Below are 17700 nucleotides of genomic sequence, written 5' to 3'. Positions count from 1 at the left end.
TGAGAGTGCCTGAAACAGGGGAAAACAGCGCATAAAGCGCAGGGAAAACACGCGGCAGTCCAGCCAAAAAGCTGTTCATGGGTCTCTCCGAGGTTTCTTGTTCTTATCGGCGATCCACCTCGTTCTCGGGTGGCGCTCGGGAATAACGTTGAAACACTCTAGAACAGCTGAATCGTTTCACGCAAGCGCTTGCTTTTTGAGGGCGATGAAAGGCGGGCTGATTGTGGGTCTCGTCATATCAGACCGGAAACCTTGGCTTTCAACGGCCCTCCAGGTTCAAAACAACCCCATTTGCCCCCCAACCAATGTCGCGAAATCTTCCTGCACGAACGGCAAAATCGCATCCGCAATCGGTTGCAGCTGTCGGGTGATGTAGTGGTCGTAGTCGATCGGCGCCGTCCGCACTTCCAGCGGCTCCGGCCCTGCCAGGGTGATGACGTAGCTGATCCAGCCCCGGTTCTGGTATTGCAACGGGCGCCCCTGCTGACGGTTGTATTCATCGGCCAGGCGGGCGGCGCGGACGTGGGGCGGGACGTTACGTTCGTAGTCGTCCAGCGGGCGGCGCAGGCGTTTGCGGTAGATCAACTGGTCATCCAGCTCCCCGGCGAGGGTGCGACGCACGTAATCACGCACATAGTCGTCGAACGGCCGGCTGTTGAAGATGCGCAGATAGAGTTCTTTCTGGAAGGTCTGGGCCAGCGGCGACCAATCGGTGCGCACCACTTCCAGGCCTTTGTAGACCATCTCGTCTTCGCCATTGGCGCGGGTGACCAGCCCGGCGTAACGCTTTTTACTGCCCTCATCCGCGCCACGAATGGTCGGCATCAGGAAGCGTTTGAAGTGGGTTTCGAATTGCAATTCAAGGGCGCTTTCCAGCCCGTATTCCGCCTGGAGATGCTCGCGCCACCAGTCGTTGACGCCCTTGACCAGCGCGTTGCCGATCTGCGCCGCTTCTTCCTGACCGTGGCGTCGTTTGAGCCAGACGAAGGTCGAGTCGGTGTCGCCGTAGATCACCTCGTAGCCTTGGGCTTCGATGAGTTCGCGGGTCCGGCGCATGATCTGATGGCCGCGCATCGTGATGGACGACGCGAGCCGGGTGTCGAAGAAGCGGCAGCCGCTGGAACCGAGCACGCCGTAGAAGGCGTTCATGATGATTTTCAGGGCCTGGGACAGCGGCGCGTTACGCTCGCGTTTGGCCACCTCGCGGCCCTCGGCTACCCGCGCGACGATAGAGGGCAGGCAATGCCGCGTGCGGGAGAAACGCCCGCCGCGAAAGCCGTCCACCGACTCGCTGTCCTCGGGGTGTTTCAGGCCTTCGATCAGACCCACCGGGTCGATGAGAAAACTGCGAATGATCGACGGGTAAAGGCTCTTGTAGTCCAGCACCAGCACCGACTCGTACAGGCCGGGGCGAGAATCCATGACGAATCCGCCGGGGCTGGCTTCCGGCATGCGTTCACCGAGGTTCGGCGCGACGAAACCCTGCCGGTGCATCAACGGCATGTACAGATGCTCGAACGCCGCGACCGAACCCCCGCTGCGGTCGGCAGGCAAACCGGTGACGGTGGCGCGTTCGAGCAGGAAGGTCAGCAGCTCGGTCTTTTCGAAAATCCGCGTCACCAGCTCGCAATCCTTGAGGTTGTAGCGCGCCAGCGCGGGCTTGTCCTCGGCGAACATGCGGTTGATTTCGTCCATGCGCTGGTAAGGCGTGTCGATGGCCTTGCCCTCACCGAGCAGGGTCTGCGACACGTTTTCCAGGCTGAACGACGGGAAATTCCAGGTCGCCGAGCGCAGGCCCTCGATCCCGTCGATGATCAGGCGCCCCGCCGCCGAGGCGAAGAAATGGCTGTTGCGCGCGCCATGTTCACGCCAGCCCATGGCCTCGCCGTCGCGCCCCAGACGTAGCGGCACGTTGAGGCGCCGGGAGTGTTCGTGCAACACGCGCAAATCGAATTGCACGACGTTCCAGCCGATGATCGCGTCGGGGTCGTGCAAGGCCATCCAGTCATTGAGCCGTTCCAGCAACTGCGCGCGACTGTCGCAATAATCGAGTTTGAAATCGACGATGGAATCATCGCCATTGGGCGGGCCAAGCATGTACACCTGCCGCTCGCCGCAGCCTTCCAGTCCGATGGAATACAGCTCCCCGCGCTCGGTGGTTTCGATGTCCAAAGACACCAGTTTCAGGCGCGGGCGATAGTGAGGATCGGGTTTGAGTTGCGCGTTCTGCCAGATACCGTCGGCATCAAGGGTGCCGCTGAACTGCACCGGCGCGGTGATGAAACGCTCCATCAGGTAGCGCTCGGGCGGTCGAATGTCGGCTTCGTAGACGTCGACACTGGCCTGACGCAGCGCTTTCTCCAACCCCATCAATTGGCGATGGTGCTGTGTGTAAAGGCCCAGCACCGGACGGTGACGAAAATCGCAGAGCTGCAATGGCTTGAGCTCGACGCCCTGTTCCTGCCGCAACACCGCCTCGGCCCTCGCCCGGTGCTGTTCCGGAATGAACGCCGTGGAAGTTTGAAGGGGCAAGCGCAAGTGACGCGGGCCGTCGTCGGTGGCCAACCAGACGTCCACCTCCGTCCCTGCGTCCGTGTCGCGCCAATGCCGGGTCAGGACGAAGCCCTGCTGTAAATCCACCGCTGCAACCTCGAAAACTCACGTGCCGAGGTGGGATTCTACGGGGATCGGTGTGGGAAAGCGCGTCGTACACGCCCCTTCACGGCTCATCCATTCATTCGAGGGGAACAATGCCGAACCATGGGTGATCAGACCCTACGAGACTCGCACATCATCTGAGGGATCCAGCATGCTCGTTCGACGCACCTCCCTGGCGACCGCCGTAGCCGCCTCGCTGCTTTGCTCCATGGCCTTCGCGGCCGACCTGCCGCCCGATCAACTGCTGAAAAAAGCCGAGGCTGAACAGAAGCCTTACCTGGCCACCGTCAAGCAATTGGTGGACATCGACACCGGCACCGGCCAGGCGCCGGGGCTGAAAACCGTCAGCGCGGTGTTGGTGGACCGGCTCAAAGCGTTGGGCGCCACGGTCGAGACAACCCCGGCCACCCCTTCCGCCGGGGACAACATCGTCGGCACGATCAAAGGCACCGGCAGCAAGACTTTTCTGCTGATGATTCACTACGACACCGTGTTCGGGCCGGGCACTGCGGCCAAGCGCCCGTTCCGCATCGACGGCGACCGGGCCTACGGGCCGGGCGTGGCGGATGCCAAGGGTGGCGTGGCGATGGTCCTGCACACGCTGAAACTGCTGCAAGATCAAAAATTCAAAGGTTTCGGCACGATTACCGTGCTGTTTAACCCCGATGAAGAAACCGGCTCGGCAGGCTCGAAAAAACTGATCGCCGACCTCGCGCGCAAGCACGACTACGTGTTCTCGTACGAGCCGCCGGACAAGGACGCCGTGACCGTCGCCACCAACGGCATCAACGGGGTGTTCGTCGACGTCAAGGGCAAGTCGTCCCACGCAGGATCGGCGCCTGAAGCGGGCCGCAACGCGGCGATGGAGTTGGCCCACCAACTGGTTCAACTCAAGGACCTGGGCGACCCGGCCAAGGGCACGACCGTGAACTGGACGCTGATCAAGGGTGGCGAAAAGCGCAACATTATTCCTTCCAGCGCCTCGGCCGAGGGTGACATGCGTTATTCGGACCTGAGTGAATCGGACCGGGTGCAGGCCGACGGTGAACGCATCGTGAAAGACAAGCTGATCGACGGGACCGAGGTCACCTTCCGCCTCGAAAAAGGCCGTCCACCCCTAGTGAAAAACCCCGCCAGCGAAGACCTCGCCAAAACCGCACAGGCGCTGTACGGCAAGATCGGTCGCTCCATCGAACCCATCGCCATGCGCTTCGGCACCGATGCCGGTTACGCCTACGTCCCGGACAACCAGAAGCCTGCCGTGCTGGAAACCTTGGGCGTCGTCGGCGCCGGGCTGCATGCGGACGACGAGTATTCCGACCTGACCAGCATCGCGCCAAGACTGTACCTGTCGGCGGCGATGATCATGACGTTGTCGGCGGAGAAATAAATCGTGCCGCAGGTCAGGTGATCGCCTCGATCCCTGTAGCGGTTTGGCTCGCCGGCGGTGACGGACATGGGATCGCCACCGCCAGCAAGCCGTGCGGCTACAGGACGTTCACATCGGCTTATTTGCCAATGCGCCCACCACCGCCACCACGATCCGCTCCACATCGACCTCATCAATGATCAACGGAGGCAGCAACCGAATGGTCTGGCCCCGCGTCACGTTGATCAACACGCCATATTCCTGCGCCACCATCAGGCACAAATCCCGCACGGGTGCCTTCAACTCGATGCCCACCATCAACCCCATCCCGCGCACCTGCACCACGTTCGGGTGCCCGGCCAAGGCATCGCGCAGCAGGGTCAGCAGCCGTTCGCCCTGCCCGGCCGCGTTGTTGAGCAGGCCTTCTCGTTCGATGATGTCCAGCACCGTGCAGCCGACCCGGCACGCCAGCGGGTTGCCGCCGAAGGTGCTGCCGTGGCTGCCCGGGGTGAACAGCCGGGCGACGGCCGTGGTCGCGAGGCAGGCGCCAACGGGGATGCCATTGCCCAGCGCTTTCGCCAGTGTCACGACATCCGGAACGATGCCGTCGTGTTGGTAAGCGAACCAGCGCCCGGTCCGCCCGATGCCGGTCTGAATTTCGTCGAGGATCATCAGCCAGGCGTTCTGCGTGCAATGGGCCCGCACGGCTTTCAGATAACCCGGCGGCGGCACGGCCACGCCGCCCTCGCCCTGCACCGGTTCCAGCATTACTGCGACGATCCGTTCGCCATAGGTTGCGGCGGCCTGTTTGATCGCGCCCATGTCGCCGAACGGCACCTTGATGAATTCCCCGGACATCGGCTGATACCCCAGCCGCGCCGTACCGTTGTCACTGGCCGATAACGTCCCGAGCGTGCGGCCATGAAACGCGTTGTCCATCACCAACACCAGCGGTTGCTCGATGCCCTTGGCCCAGCCATACAGCCGCGCCAGCTTGAGCGCGGTTTCATTGGCTTCAGCGCCGGAGTTATTGAAGAACGCCTGATCCAGCCCGGATAGCTGAGTCAGTCTGGCCGCCAGTTGCTGCTGCCAGTCGATGCGGTAATGGTTGGAGGTGTGCAGCAGCAAACCCGCCTGCTCGGTGATGGCCGCGACGATCTGCGGATGGCTGTGGCCGACGTTGGTCACGGCGACGCCCGCCACGGCATCGAGGTATTGGCGACCGGTGTCGTCCCAGAGTTGCGCGCCTTCGCCTCTGACGAAACTCAAGGGCATCGATTTGTAAGTGTTCATCAGGCAGGCGGCGGTCATGGGTTTCGCTCCAGCAGTGGTGTGTGACGCCAGTATCGTTAACCCGTTTTCCTGTATAAAGATCGACATTCTTGAGTGACTTTTAAGCAGGACTTGATAATGGACGTGTTCCAGGCGATGACCGTGTTCGTGAAAGTGGTGGAGACCGGCAGCATGACCGCCGCCGCCCGCCAGTGCGAAATGTCGACGACCATGGTAGGCAATCACCTCAAGGCGCTGGAGCAACGTCTGGGCGTCAGCCTGTTGCAGCGTACGACCCGTCGCCAGAACCTGACGGAATTCGGCATTCAGTATTACCGCCGTTGTGTCGAGGTGCTGGGGCTGGTCAATGACTCCGAGCGCATGGCCGAACACGTGCAGACCCAGCCCAGCGGCACGTTGCGCCTCACGGCAGCCCCGGCATTCGGCGCGGAGCGGCTGTCGCCGATGCTCAGTGCGTTCACCCAGCGCTACCCGGAAATCAAGGTCGAACTGGTGTTGAGCAACCAGTTGATGGACCTGGTCGAGCACGGGTTCGACGCCGCGATCCGCTTGGGCGTCCCCGAGTCATCGGCCTTGATCGCCCGCCCCCTGCGCGACTACACCCTGACCATCTGCGCGTCGCAGGATTACCTGAACCGCCGTGGCACGCCGCACACGGCAGACGACCTGCGCGATCACAACTGCCTGGCGTTCGCCTACCCCGCTGGCGACGACTGGCGCGCCGCCGACAAGCTGTGGAAGCTGACAGGGCCTGAAGGCGTGATGGAAATTCCGGTGTCCGGCCCGATGATCGTCAACAGCTCCCCCGCCCTGCGTCAGGCGGCGCTGGCGGGCATGGGCGTGGCGATGCTGCCGGACGTGCTGATCAGCGAAGATTTGAAGGCCGGCACCCTGATTCCGTTATTGCAGGCCTACACGCCACCGAGCCGCCCGATGTGGCTGATGTACCCCCAGGACCGCTATCGACTCCCCAAGGTCAGGCATTTCGTCGAGAGCGCCCTGGCGGCGTGGGGGAAATGAAAAGCTGCCGCCGGGCAGGCCGCAGCGGGGGTGGCTCAAGGTCCGCGACCGACACCAAACCTGTGGGAGCAGCCGGAGCTGTGCGACGGCCGCGAAGGCGGTGGGTCAGCGGATGCATTCAACCCTGACCCGACGCTGTCGCTGCCGTCGTACCTCCGGCGTCTCCCACAAGGTGTGCGGCGTGCAGGGGGATGCCCCTGGCAGCGCGAGGGATGCCGTCCGCCACCTCACTCTGACACGACAGGCGCCGCGAAAAACGCGTTATGTGGACGCTGGTGCCAAGAGTTCCAAAAACCCCAATTGATAACGGGCATGTCCGGTATCGACAGACAGAAATAGTCGATAAAGCCCTACCTCCGTAAAGTCATTACAACCCTAATCAAATGAGTCGAGGTTGGAAATGTCCCGCGCCATCAAATTTCATCGCTTCGGCAAAGCCGATGTGCTCAGTTGCGAGGAGCAGCCTGACCGGTCACCCGGCCCACAGGAAGTGCTGGTTCGTGCCGAAGCCATCGGCATCAGCTGGGACGATGTGTTGTGGCGGCAGAACCTGGCCCTCGCCCCCGTTCAATTGCCTGCGGGCATTGGCAGCGAAATGGCCGGTATCGTCGAGGCTGTGGGCCCGGACGTCACCGATCTGAAAGTCGGCGACAAGGTCGCCAGCTTCAAGGCGATGAGCGCCAACGACTACCCGGTGTGTGGCGACCACGTGCTGGTGCCGCGCAACGCTCTGGTCCGCTACCCCGACGTATTGACGCCGGTGGAAGCCAGCGTTCACTACACGCCCATGCTGCTGGCCTACTTCGCCCTTGTCGACCTGGCCCATGTTCAGGCGGGTCAGACCGTGCTGGTCACTGATGCGGCCTACAGCCCCGGCATCGCGTTCGTACAGTTGGGCAAGGCACTCGGCCTGCGGGTGATTGCGGCCACTCAGCACGCCGAAGACCGCGAATACCTGCTCGCCAACGGTGCTGAACGAGTGATCGTAACCGACGAGGACGACATCTGTCTGCGCATCGACGCCCTGACCCAGGGCCAAGGCATCGAAGCCGTGTTTGACGGTTTCGGCGGCATGCAGATGTCGATGCTGGGTGACGTTCTTGCGCCGCGGGGCAGCCTGGTGCTGTACGGCCTGCGCGGTGGCAACCGCACGCCGTTCCCGGCCCTGCAGGCGTTCAAGAAGAACATGCGCTTCTTCGTGCACTGCCTGGAAAACTTCACCGGTAAAGCGGAGTTGGGGATCGAACAGGACAGCGCGGCGATGAAACGCGCTCTTGAGGTCATCAATGAACTGACCGTCAACGGGCAGCTCAAGCCTGACATTCATCGCACCTGGCCGTTCGAACAGTTCGGCAAGGCGCACAACCATCTGGATGAAGACCCGGTGCGGGGCCGCGTGGTGTTGCTGGTCAAGTAAACGCATCCGCAACACATCAGGTCACGCTTGCCCTGAGGCCGTTCGGTTGACCAAAGGCCAAAAGCAGGCAAGTCTTTTGACCGATTCCAAGGGCAAGTACACGCCCGGGCGGCCCAGAACAGCAGCCGTCTTTTACCACGTCAAGGACTGACACCATGAACCGCACTCAACGCCACGCAGGCGCGCCCGCTCACCTCAGCTGGATCGCCGAAACCCCTGACATCGAGCAACTGCGCATCGATGAACTGATCCTGCCGGGCGCTCACAATTCCGGCAGCGACAAACAATCGCCCAATCTGGGCGTGCCCCAGGAATACGCACAGGACGAATCGCCGCTGGAACAACTGCGCCAAGGCATTCGCGTGCTCGACCTGCGCGTCACCTTCAAGGAAGGCTACGTCGAAGGCGACCCCAACCGCTTCCAGCTATTCCACCTCACCTCCTCTGGCCGAACCGTCGCCATTGACATCGTCGAAGCCATTCGCAAGTTCTTCGCAGAGCTGGAAAGCTCGGGTGAACCGGCACGGGAAATCGTCATTCTCGACTTCCACCAGTTCGACGGTTTCACTGATCGGGCTCATGCCCAGCTGCAAGCCATGGTCTTCAACGAACTGGGCGCTCGCGTCATACCGGATCGCCTGCGCGGCTGGGCGCTGGAACACCTCTGGGCGCAGCACCCTGGTCGTAATGTCGTCGTCGCCTACAACCACGGCAGTGTGTCCGATGAAGGCTGGGATGGTGTGAGCCAGCGCTGGCCGGGCGAAAACCTGTTTAACACCAACACGCTCAAGGCCTTCGTGGACCAAGTGGCAGGGGAACACAAACGCATCGAGCAGCTGCGCGCCGTGCAATGCGCCAAATATTCTCTACCGCTCCACGCGCCGACCGACCTGAGCCACAAGGTCGATGAGTGGTTCGAGTCAGTCGACGAGAACAGTTACATCCAGAACTTCTACATCATTAATACGGACTGGACATCGCGCAGTCGGCTGGTCGCTAACTGCCGGCACGCCAACGCCATTCGTGGCGGGCGCAAACTGAGCCATCCCCGTGAGGAGTTGCAACCCCTGAAACGCTGATTCAGGTGCGGGTGATCAGCCCTTGCCGTGCAATGCGCGTCAGATGGCGGATCACCCCTGCAGCGGCTTCGGCGGTCGGCGACTGAATGACGGCCAGGTCGAACTGGTCGTTGCCAAACCGCTCAAGAGTGTCGTGCAGGTCGATGAATTGAATGAGAAAAGCGTGGGGGCCGTGCTGGCGACGGGGCCAGCCATCAAGGTAGCGCAACAGCGTGGGCTGGTGCGAACCGCCCAGCAGGATTTTCGGATTGCGACGGCTGAACTGGCTGCCGATGGGCGCCAAGCGAACGAGGGGGCGGGGGCTGGAAGTGCTGCTCATAGTGTCGTTTCTCTGCCTCAGTGTTCCGCTGGGCAGCGGTGAGAGGCAACACCGAACCAGCGCTTTAGCGGTATTTCGATGTCGTTGTTCACGACACCCGGCGCCCCGCAAGTAGCTGTTTAAATCGGCGCATGAGCGGCATCCTAGAGAAGCCGCACGGGGATTGTCAATTGAGTGTGCCAGGCTTTGTCGATTGTTTCGGGAACATTCATTCGCGGATCGCCACCTTGCGCGGCGACGGGCTCTCCAGCGAACTGCGTTCCTTATCGTAAGCGAGGTAGTACTTGTTCACGCTGTTGACGTAGGTCACCACGTTCATCCCCACCTGCTCCATCGCCACCCGCTCCACCTGAAAGAACCACTGATTGGGGTTCAGGCCCTGACGCTTCGCTTCGGTGCGCATCGCTTGAACCCGCTCCGGACCCAGGTTGTAGGCGGCCAGGGTAAATGCCATGCGCTCGCGTTCGTTGATCTTCGGGCTGGCAAAGAACTTGTGACGAATCATCGCCAGATATTTGCTCGCGGCCTGCACGTTGCCGTCGACGTCGTGGATATTGCCCACGCCGACCCGCTGCGCTGCTGACGGGGTGATTTGCAGCAAGCCCGTCGCACCGCTGCCGCCCTTGGCGCTCGGGTTGAGCTGGGATTCCTTGAACGCCAGCGCTGCCAGGTCCAGCCAGTCCATTTTCTGCGCGTCGGCGTGGCGTTGCAGGGTCGGACGCAGTTTTTCCAGACGCTGGCGGTCTTCACGGGCCAGCGGATAGTGAACGCGGTACAAGTCCTTGTAAGCCTTCTGGAACGCGGCGTCTTGATTGGCGGGCGGTTCATAGGTTTCGAGGAAACGGTCCACCGTGGCGTGGAGCATCACCGCGTCCTTGCGCACGAACCAGCTCATGTCCCCCGGATCGCTCAGCGACAACCCACGATCGACACGCAGTTTGGGCATCACCCGCGCCCAGCGCTCGGCAATCGGCTGTTCGACCACGGTCAGGTGATAAATCCCGGCCTGCACCATTTCCAGCACGTCTTCGACGGCAAGGCTGGGATCGACCCATTCGATTTTCACCGGCGGCAATTTGCGCAGGGCCAGCTTCTGGTTCAGTTGCACGAGGGCTTCGTCGGCAGCGCTGCCGTTGGTCAGCATGACCGTCCGGCCGGACAGTTGCTCGGGGCGCTTGAACACCCGCTCGCCCCGCACACCGACCACCACCAGCGGCACATGGCTCACCACCGGTTCGGTCGCATCGACGTAATGGGCGGCACTGGCGTCGAGCAGTTCGCCAGGCGCTACCATGTCCCCGTCGCCCCGTTGCAGCGCAGCGAGCAGTTGGTCCTTGGCTTTGGGGATCAGTTTGATCGAGACTTTCTGGCCGTCGCGGGCGTGGCCGTTGAGGTATTTTTCGAAGGCTTGCAAGCGGCGGTATTCGACGCCAATCGGCTCACCCTGCACTTCACCGGAGCTGTTGCGGCTCTGATTGACGAGCACGCGCAGGACTTTGCTGCTGCGAATGGCCGACAGATCGCGAATCTGGGTTTTCTTGACGATGACCGGCGGCCCTGCCGGGCGGGTCGAGGCCTGGGCGGATGCCGAGTGGCTGACGAGCAGCAGGCACAGCGAAATGAATGAGGCTCGGATCATTGACGCTCCGGGAAAATGCCGAAAAAACGGGCTTGAAGTCTGTGTCGGGCAGCTGCGTTCGCCTCAGGCGTGCGCCTGAGCTGGCAACATCACAGGGGTCTAATCATGCCAAGCAGTTGAGTCTGCTTGATTTTTTATGGCTTCAATCGCTCTGGTATTCTTCTCGGCCTCCGGCCTGAGGTGAACCATGCAACTAATCGACATCGGCGTCAATCTTACCAATCCAAGCTTTGCCTTGAAGGAACGCGACGTTCTCGACCGCGCCTACGCTGCCAACGTGGGTCAATTGATCCTCACCGGTACCAGCGTCGAGGGCAGCGAACAGGCCTTGCAGATGTGTCGCCAACTGGACGAAAGCGGCCAGCGATTGTTCAGCACCGCCGGGGTTCACCCCCATTCGGCGAGCGATTGGACACTGGACACTGAAAAACAGTTGCACGCCCTCCTGAAAGAAAATTCGGTGTGCGCGGTGGGTGAATGCGGGCTGGATTTCAACCGTGACTTCTCCCCTCGCCCGCAACAGGAAAAGGTCCTGGAAGCCCATCTGGCGCTGGCCGTGGCCTTGAACATGCCGGTCTTTCTTCATGAGCGTGATGCCGACGAACGGTTGCTGGCGATCTTGCGCGAGTACCGCGATCACCTGCCCGGCGCAGTGGTGCATTGCTTCACCGGCGAAAAACGCGCGCTGTTCAATTATCTGGACATGGACCTGCACATCGGCATCACCGGGTGGATCTGCGACGAACGCCGGGGCACCCACCTGCACCCACTGGTGCGCGAAATTCCGCAAGGCCGCCTGATGCTGGAAAGCGACGCGCCATATCTGCTGCCGCGCACCCTGCGGCCCAAACCGAAAAACGGCCGCAACGAACCGGCGTACCTGCCGGAAGTGCTTCGGGAAGTGGCCTTGCACCGGGGCGAAACCCCGGAAGACCTCGCTGCCCACACCACGGCCTGCGCCCGCGCATTCTTTTCGCTGCCTGTGATTGATTGACACCCTCGGGTCATGCACCGAGCAAAACCCTGTGGGAGCGAATTCATTCGCGAAGGCGGTACATCCGACGCAGATGTGTCGCCGCCAAATCCTTCCGCGAATGAATTCGCTCCCACAGGGGGATCTGCGCCTGGAGGCCGGTTTGCCGAACAGGCAACCGGAGGAATTGATACAGATCAACACATCTGTCATGCGCAGCTGGGAAACTGATGGCACCTTGCCTTATCACGTGCAATCACAGAAGAGCTTCCTCATGGGCCGCTGGTTGAGCAACATCTCGCTGAAATACAAATTCTGGGCGGTCAACGCCGTCGCGTTCATCACCACCTTGCTGCTGGTGCTTTATGCACTGAACCTGGAACAGCACAGCCGCGCCGAGGACGCCCGAGTTGCGGTCCAGGCTCAGGCGCAATTGTTGGCCGCCTGGCCTGCCGGGCAACCGGCGCCCACGCCCCCACCGCTCCCCGCGGTGCCGGGGCTCAACGACCTGCTGGCCGAACATTTCACCGAATACGCGGTGGCCGTGCTGGTGCTGATGCTCGCCATGCTCAGCGCCTCGCAGTTGTTGATCCGCTTCCTGCTGACCCACCTCAACACCCTCAAGGACGTGATGCTGCACGTTGAGCGCAGCGGCGATCTGTCGGCGCGTGTGCCTCTCACGGGCGAAGATGAAGTCGGGCAAATGGCCAAGGCGTTCAACGCCATGCAGGCCGGGTATCAGCGCATCGTCGGCACTGTCGCGCAGTCGGCGGCGCGGCTGGATCAGGGCGCGGTGCATTTGGCGACCGGCATGAGCGATGTGCGCGAAGGCATGCTCGGCCAGCAAAGCGAAACCGACCAAGTCGCCACCGCGATCAACGAAATGACCGCCACGGTCTATCACATCGCGCAACACGCCAACGCCACCCGCGACCAATCGCAAAGCGCCGACGCGCTGGCGGGTAGCGGCAAGGCCGTGGTGGACCGGGTGCAGAGTTCGATTGCCGGGCTGTCCAGCGGCGTACAGCAAACGGCAGGAATGATTCAGCGCCTGGCCGAAGACAGCCAGAAGATCAACGGCGTGGTCAACGTGATCCACAGCATCGCCGAGCAGACCAACCTGTTGGCCCTGAACGCCGCCATCGAAGCGGCCCGGGCTGGGGAAATGGGCCGCGGTTTTGCGGTGGTCGCCGACGAAGTGCGCAACCTTGCCAAGCGCGTACAGACCTCCACCGACGAAATCACCACCATGGTTGCCGCGTTGCAGGCGGGCACCCGCGATGCGGTGGATTTCATGCAGGAGAGTTCGTACAAGGCCGATGACTGCGTGCAGCACGCTCAGGAAGCCGGTGAAGCCCTGACGGCCATCGCCGATGCCGTCGCCCAGATGCGCGAAAGCAACACGCAGATTGCCGTCGCGGCACAGCAGCAGAGTCAGGTCGCGGAAGAGATGAACCGGGCAGTGGTCAGCATCCGCGACGTCACCGAACGCACCGTGCGCCAGACCGTGGATTCAGCGAGTACCAGTGATGAACTGGCGACCCTGGCGGGTGAGCTGAATACGGCGATCGGGCAGTTGAAATTACGGGGTTGAAAACCGATGGAGATCCCTGTGGGAGCGAATTCATTCGCGAAGGCGGTACATCCCGCACAGATGTGTCGCCTGCCAAATCCTTTCGCGAATGAATTCGCTCCCACAGTGGGGACACCGCCGTGCTTGCTAGAGGCGCATGTGAAACCGCAGACGGGATTATTCGCAAAAACCGGGCACGCCGCAGAACCCTGTGGGACGCCGCGGTGCTTGCTACAGACGCAGGTGAAAGGGGTCGATTGCTTTCCTCCATTCCACCTATGAAGCCCATAGCAAACCTCGATTCGCCGCGATGCACTCACAGGCCTATTCTGAACCCATCGAAAACGGTTCTTATTAGGCTTTGTGAGGTCAACGTCATGCCCAAATTCATTGCAAACCTGCACCTTGAAGATTTCTTCTCCAGCGCCCATAAGTCCGGGCTGTCGTCGAATCTGGTGCTGTCGTCTCTGGCGTTTCCGCTGTCGATCGTCTCGGGCCTGTTGCTGCTCGACGGTGCGCTGAGTGCCAGCATCACCTCGGCGGGCATCGGCATTCTGGGGCTCATTGCCGCGCAAGCGATCAAAACCCGAGGCCAGTAACGGTCTCGGGGCTAACCCCTCCCCACTTGTCCATCAGCCAAACACGGTCACCGTCTGACGGCTGATCGCGACCAACTCCCCGCTCGGCGTCCACAACCCTGCTGCCACATGGCCGTAGCCGTCCCGCGCGTGCTCGATCACCGCCTTGTATTGCGTCCAGTCATGGGTGGTCATGGCCGGGAGCGGCTGCACGAATTCAATCGTCCAGGTCAATGAACTGCCCGGTGCCGGTTTGCTCAGATGGGGCAAGACCGCAGGCGGCCAGGTGTCGACCAGCGCCAGCAGATGGGCCTCGGTCAACGGCTCGACCTTCACGTCCCGCAACCGCGCATACCCGCCAATTGCTGGCGATGGCGTGCCGCTGTACGGAAAGCCACCCAGCGCCCAACGCATCTCGATGAATTTCAAATATTCCGGCATCACGCCGGCAATGAACGGGAACGGCGACACGTCTTCCACGGGTTTCAACGTGGGAGCAGGCTCGGCAGCGACTGAAATCGACGACTCACGGGACGCGCCGAAGCTGCCTTGAATCAAGGTCACCGTCTCGCCGTTCTGCACCGCCCGCCCGAGCACCTGACTGACCGCCTTGCCTTCGCGCAGGATTTCCACCTCGAACGAGATCGGCACATCAATGGCGGGAGGGCCGACGAAACAGATCGCCAGCGAACGCACCGGCCGGTCGGCGGGCACTTTGGCGCGCATCGCTTCGAATTGCAGCGCCGCCATCAGGCCGCCGAAACAGGAGCGCCCCTGGGACCAGGACGCCGGAATCGTCACGGCCTGCGGGTGGGCGCGAACGGCGTCGAGCAGTTCGGAAAAGGTCATGGGCACTCCGTGGGGTTCACTGGAAACATGCCCGGATCTTAGCGAGACGCTGCTTCCCGAACAGCGCTCATAACTGCCAATTCTGCGGCCTGATCGGGATCAATGCCTCGGGGCATCGCCAAAGCAGGCGTGGGCGAGCTTGTCCAACGCCTTGTCCGACTTCTCTTCGGCACGCAGGATGCCCAATTCCCAGCCCGCCACACAGGGCGAAAGGTCGTGCTGGTGTTCCGCTTGGGCGAGCCATTGCAGGTGATCGTGCCAGTCGCCCAGCGCCCCTTGCGCCGACTTCAGGCGTTTCTGCATGCCGTCGGGTTGATGACTGAGTTCGGGGTAGGCCTCGGCGGCGTAGCGCACGCGCTTGATCAACAGCCGCAGGCGATGCCGGTCGTGAGCCGGGTCGGCCATGGCTTCGCGCAGTTTCTTCCACTGTTTGTCCATGCGCTTTTCAATGCGCTGGCGCAGCTTCTTGAGCAAGCCATGCCGCTGTTGGGCGCGCAGGAATGCGGGCAGTTGATCGAGCACCCCGAACAGACGGTTCAATTCCGGGGATGTTGCCACTTGCGGGCAGGCCGTTTTCAGAAACGTCGTGCGTTTGAGCGCCGCCTGATCCTGGCCCTGCTCCACCAAAAACGCCGCCAGCACCTGCATGTCACGCAGCGGCGTGGTCAGGTCACCGACGCCCTTGGCGGCTTCTTCGACCTGGTCCAATCCGGGCAACCCGCGCAAAGGCCGCAGCACACTGCGCAGACGCCGAACCGTGGTGCGCAGGTCATGCAGCGCTTCGCTGTCGGTGGACGCGGTCAACCTGGCATGGCACGCCAGCAGCTTGACATTGAGACTGAGAATCTCGGCGATCAGGTGATCGACCATGGCAGACATTGAACACTCCTTGGTTTTTCATGATGACGGTTCTTCATGACGACGGCTTGTCTTTGACTGCTGACAAGCGCCAGGGCAAACGGCGACGCAAGTGTTTGAGACGCCGACGCAGGTGCCCCACCGAACCGGAGACACCGGCATAACGCTGGGCTTCGAATTCCTGAGCGAACCCTTCGATGGCCTCGGCATGATTCGGGAAGCGCTGGGCGGCGCGGGATGCGAAGGCCCGAGCCCCTTCCCCCGGCTGACGTTTTAGACCGTGCCGCGCCAACAGACGTTCGAACCTGTTGAACAGGCGCAGTTGCGAATCGCTCTCCCGCCGCCACGGCTTGAACAGCCACAGCGCCAGCAGCCCGAGAATGACCAGCGCGCCGCCCGCGAACACCGGCGCCTGAAAGCCCGAGAACCAACGCCCCAGCACCTGCAATTGCTGCTGTCCCTGATACCCCAGGACCCAGCGCTGCCAGCCGTAGTTGAGGTTATCCCAACTCAAGCGAATCGAATTGATCCAGGCCAGGTGACGGTAGCGCAGCACTGACATTGGCGAATCGGCAAGAAACTCTTCATCGTCGCCGAGTGCCGCTTCCAGCCCCTGTTCGATCCGCGCGGGTGACACGGCGGCGGTCGGGTCGACGCTGCGCCAGCCGACACCCGCCTGCCAATACTCGACCCAGGCATGGGCATCAAACTGGCGGACGCTGATGTAATTGCCATCCGGGTTCAGCTCGCCGCCCTGATAGCCCGCGACCACACGCGCCGGAATGCCCGCTGCCCGCAGCACGAAGGTCATGGCCCCCGCGTAGTGCTCACAGAACCCGGCGCGGCTGCCGAACAGGAAGTCGTCGATGCCGTTCTGCCCGAGGGTCGGCGGTTTCAGCGTGTAGCGGAACGGTTGTTCGGTGAAATACGCCAGCAGGCTTTCCACCAGCGCGTCAGGTTTGGGGTGGCGCCGGTGCATGTCCGCCGCCCATTCCCGGGCCTCAGGATTGCCTTTGGCGGGCAGTTGCAAATCCTGGGAGCGCGCCCCGTCGCTGAGGCTGGTTTCCCGCACCGCGTCGGGCCATGCGTTGACGCTGTACAGCACCGACTGCTCGATGGGCCGCCGTCGCTGCCAGCGGAAATCGCTCATCTGTCGCACGCCGACAAGGTCGGTCTCGCCGACGTCCAAGGTCATCAGCCACGGCTTGCCGCTGGGCTCCATGACCACGCTGTAGCTGACTTTTTCACCGGTTTTTTGCCAGTCCGGCGCGTCCGGCACCAGCGCGCGGGACGACTGCGACCAGCGACGCCCGTCGAACTGCTCCAGCGTCAGGCCGCGCCAATACTGCTGATTGCGCGGTGGAACCGGCCCCTCAAAACTGGCGCGAAACACCAGCGCCGCCGACCGGCTCAGCTCGGCCACGTCCCCCGGCGCCATCGTGTCGGAAAGCCCTGTCAGCCCCTTGTTGCTGGGCTGCGGCAGTGACCACAGAGGGTCAAGACGGGGAAAGAACAGAAACAGCAAAACCATCAGCGGCACTGCCTGCAACAGCAGCTTGACCGCCAGTTTCAGGGTGCTAGCCGGTTTGCTGGACAGGCTGGACTGCTGCAAACCGATCAGCCCCGCCAGCAGCGTCGCCACCGGCAGCAGCGTGAACAGCCCCCAGAGCAGCGCGTCTTCGAACAGGTAGCCCACCGCCACGCAGAAAAAGCCGAGAAAGATCAGCACCAGCGCATCCCGCCGGGTCTGCATTTCCAGCATCTTGAGGATGAACGCAGCGATCAGCAGCGCAGCCCCGGCATCCAGCCCGACCAGACTGCCCCGCGCCAGAAAAATCCCGCCCGCCGTGCCCACCAGCAGGCCGCACTTGACCCATGTGCCAGGCATCCGCACACGCATGCGAAAAATCTGGATGCGCCAGAAACTGCACACCAGCCACAGCACCACCAAGGCGATGGGGATGTGCATCGAAAACGGCACGATGACCAGCGCTTGGGCGATCAGCAACCAGTTGAGGCTGACCCGAGGAATCGGCTGGGCGAGGTTGGCGGAGGTCATGCCCACGCCACCTTGA

At 62.3% G+C, this 17700-nt stretch carries 14 protein-coding genes; 7 read left to right on the top strand and 7 right to left on the bottom strand.

Features of this window, described 5'->3' with window-relative positions:
- Nucleotides 1-276: 276 nt before the first annotated feature.
- The gene (locus GVN17_RS10645; protein WP_166595226.1) at nucleotides 277-2640 is read right to left on the bottom strand and encodes a DNA polymerase II; all 2364 of its coding nucleotides are present in this window, start codon (nucleotides 2638-2640) and stop codon (nucleotides 277-279) included.
- A gap of 169 nt (nucleotides 2641-2809) precedes the next feature.
- Between GVN17_RS10645 and GVN17_RS10640 the strand changes: the two genes are divergently transcribed.
- Nucleotides 2810-4048 carry a M20/M25/M40 family metallo-hydrolase gene (locus GVN17_RS10640; protein WP_166595225.1) on the top strand — a complete coding sequence of 413 codons (1239 nt, stop codon included), beginning with the start codon at nucleotides 2810-2812 and terminating at the stop codon, nucleotides 4046-4048.
- A gap of 108 nt (nucleotides 4049-4156) precedes the next feature.
- Here the strand turns inward: GVN17_RS10640 and GVN17_RS10635 are convergent, their stop codons facing one another.
- Nucleotides 4157-5338, bottom strand: coding sequence for an aspartate aminotransferase family protein (locus tag GVN17_RS10635; protein ID WP_166595224.1), 1182 nt, complete (start codon nucleotides 5336-5338; stop codon nucleotides 4157-4159).
- 99 nt (nucleotides 5339-5437) lie between these two features.
- Between GVN17_RS10635 and GVN17_RS10630 the strand changes: the two genes are divergently transcribed.
- The 3 genes from GVN17_RS10630 (at nucleotide 5438) to GVN17_RS10620 (ending at nucleotide 8836) form a co-directional block, all read left to right on the top strand.
- Nucleotides 5438-6340, top strand: coding sequence for a LysR family transcriptional regulator (locus tag GVN17_RS10630; protein WP_166595223.1), 903 nt, complete (start codon nucleotides 5438-5440; stop codon nucleotides 6338-6340).
- Between the two features lie 400 nt (nucleotides 6341-6740).
- Complete coding sequence (locus tag GVN17_RS10625; protein WP_166595222.1) at nucleotides 6741-7757, top strand: zinc-dependent alcohol dehydrogenase family protein; 1017 nt, start codon at nucleotides 6741-6743, stop codon at nucleotides 7755-7757.
- Nucleotides 7758-7912: 155 nt separating this feature from the next.
- Nucleotides 7913-8836, top strand: a complete 924-nt coding sequence (locus GVN17_RS10620) for a hypothetical protein (RefSeq protein WP_166595221.1) — start codon at nucleotides 7913-7915, stop codon at nucleotides 8834-8836.
- 1 nt (nucleotide 8837) lies between these two features.
- On the opposite strand, the gene GVN17_RS10615 is transcribed toward GVN17_RS10620, so the two are convergent.
- Nucleotides 8838-9155, bottom strand: a complete 318-nt coding sequence (locus GVN17_RS10615; protein ID WP_166595220.1) for a class I SAM-dependent methyltransferase — start codon at nucleotides 9153-9155, stop codon at nucleotides 8838-8840.
- A gap of 208 nt (nucleotides 9156-9363) precedes the next feature.
- Nucleotides 9364-10794, bottom strand: coding sequence for a transglycosylase SLT domain-containing protein (locus tag GVN17_RS10610; RefSeq protein ID WP_166595219.1), 1431 nt, complete (start codon nucleotides 10792-10794; stop codon nucleotides 9364-9366).
- Between the two features lie 187 nt (nucleotides 10795-10981).
- On the opposite strand from GVN17_RS10610, the gene GVN17_RS10605 reads away from it, so the two are divergent.
- The 3 genes from GVN17_RS10605 (at nucleotide 10982) to GVN17_RS10595 (ending at nucleotide 13939) form a co-directional block, all read left to right on the top strand.
- Nucleotides 10982-11788 carry a TatD family hydrolase gene (locus tag GVN17_RS10605; RefSeq protein WP_166595218.1) on the top strand — a complete coding sequence of 269 codons (807 nt, stop codon included), beginning with the start codon at nucleotides 10982-10984 and terminating at the stop codon, nucleotides 11786-11788.
- A 253-nt stretch (nucleotides 11789-12041) separates the two neighbouring features.
- On the top strand, nucleotides 12042-13361 hold the full coding sequence (locus tag GVN17_RS10600; protein WP_166595217.1) for a methyl-accepting chemotaxis protein: 1320 nt from the start codon (nucleotides 12042-12044) through the stop codon (nucleotides 13359-13361).
- Nucleotides 13362-13717: 356 nt separating this feature from the next.
- A complete protein-coding gene (locus tag GVN17_RS10595; RefSeq protein ID WP_166595216.1) occupies nucleotides 13718-13939 on the top strand; it encodes a hypothetical protein in 222 nt (73 codons plus the stop codon).
- Nucleotides 13940-13972: 33 nt separating this feature from the next.
- Here GVN17_RS10595 and GVN17_RS10590 read toward each other — a convergent pair whose 3' ends face one another.
- The 3 genes from GVN17_RS10590 to GVN17_RS10580 all read right to left on the bottom strand — a co-directional run bounded on the left by GVN17_RS10590 (nucleotide 13973) and on the right by GVN17_RS10580 (nucleotide 17684).
- Nucleotides 13973-14767, bottom strand: a complete 795-nt coding sequence (locus GVN17_RS10590; RefSeq protein ID WP_166595215.1) for an acyl-CoA thioesterase II — start codon at nucleotides 14765-14767, stop codon at nucleotides 13973-13975.
- A gap of 99 nt (nucleotides 14768-14866) precedes the next feature.
- On the bottom strand, nucleotides 14867-15646 hold the full coding sequence (locus GVN17_RS10585) for a CHAD domain-containing protein (RefSeq protein ID WP_166595214.1): 780 nt from the start codon (nucleotides 15644-15646) through the stop codon (nucleotides 14867-14869).
- 34 nt (nucleotides 15647-15680) lie between these two features.
- Entirely contained in the window at nucleotides 15681-17684 is a 2004-nt protein-coding gene (locus GVN17_RS10580; RefSeq protein ID WP_166595213.1) for a DUF3488 and DUF4129 domain-containing transglutaminase family protein, read from the bottom strand.
- Nucleotides 17685-17700: the final 16 nt, after the last annotated feature.

Source organism: Pseudomonas sp. SLFW, from assembly GCF_009905615.1.
GTDB lineage: Bacteria > Pseudomonadota > Gammaproteobacteria > Pseudomonadales > Pseudomonadaceae > Aquipseudomonas > Aquipseudomonas bambusae.
This window is presented reverse-complemented; position numbering and strand designations above follow the sequence as displayed.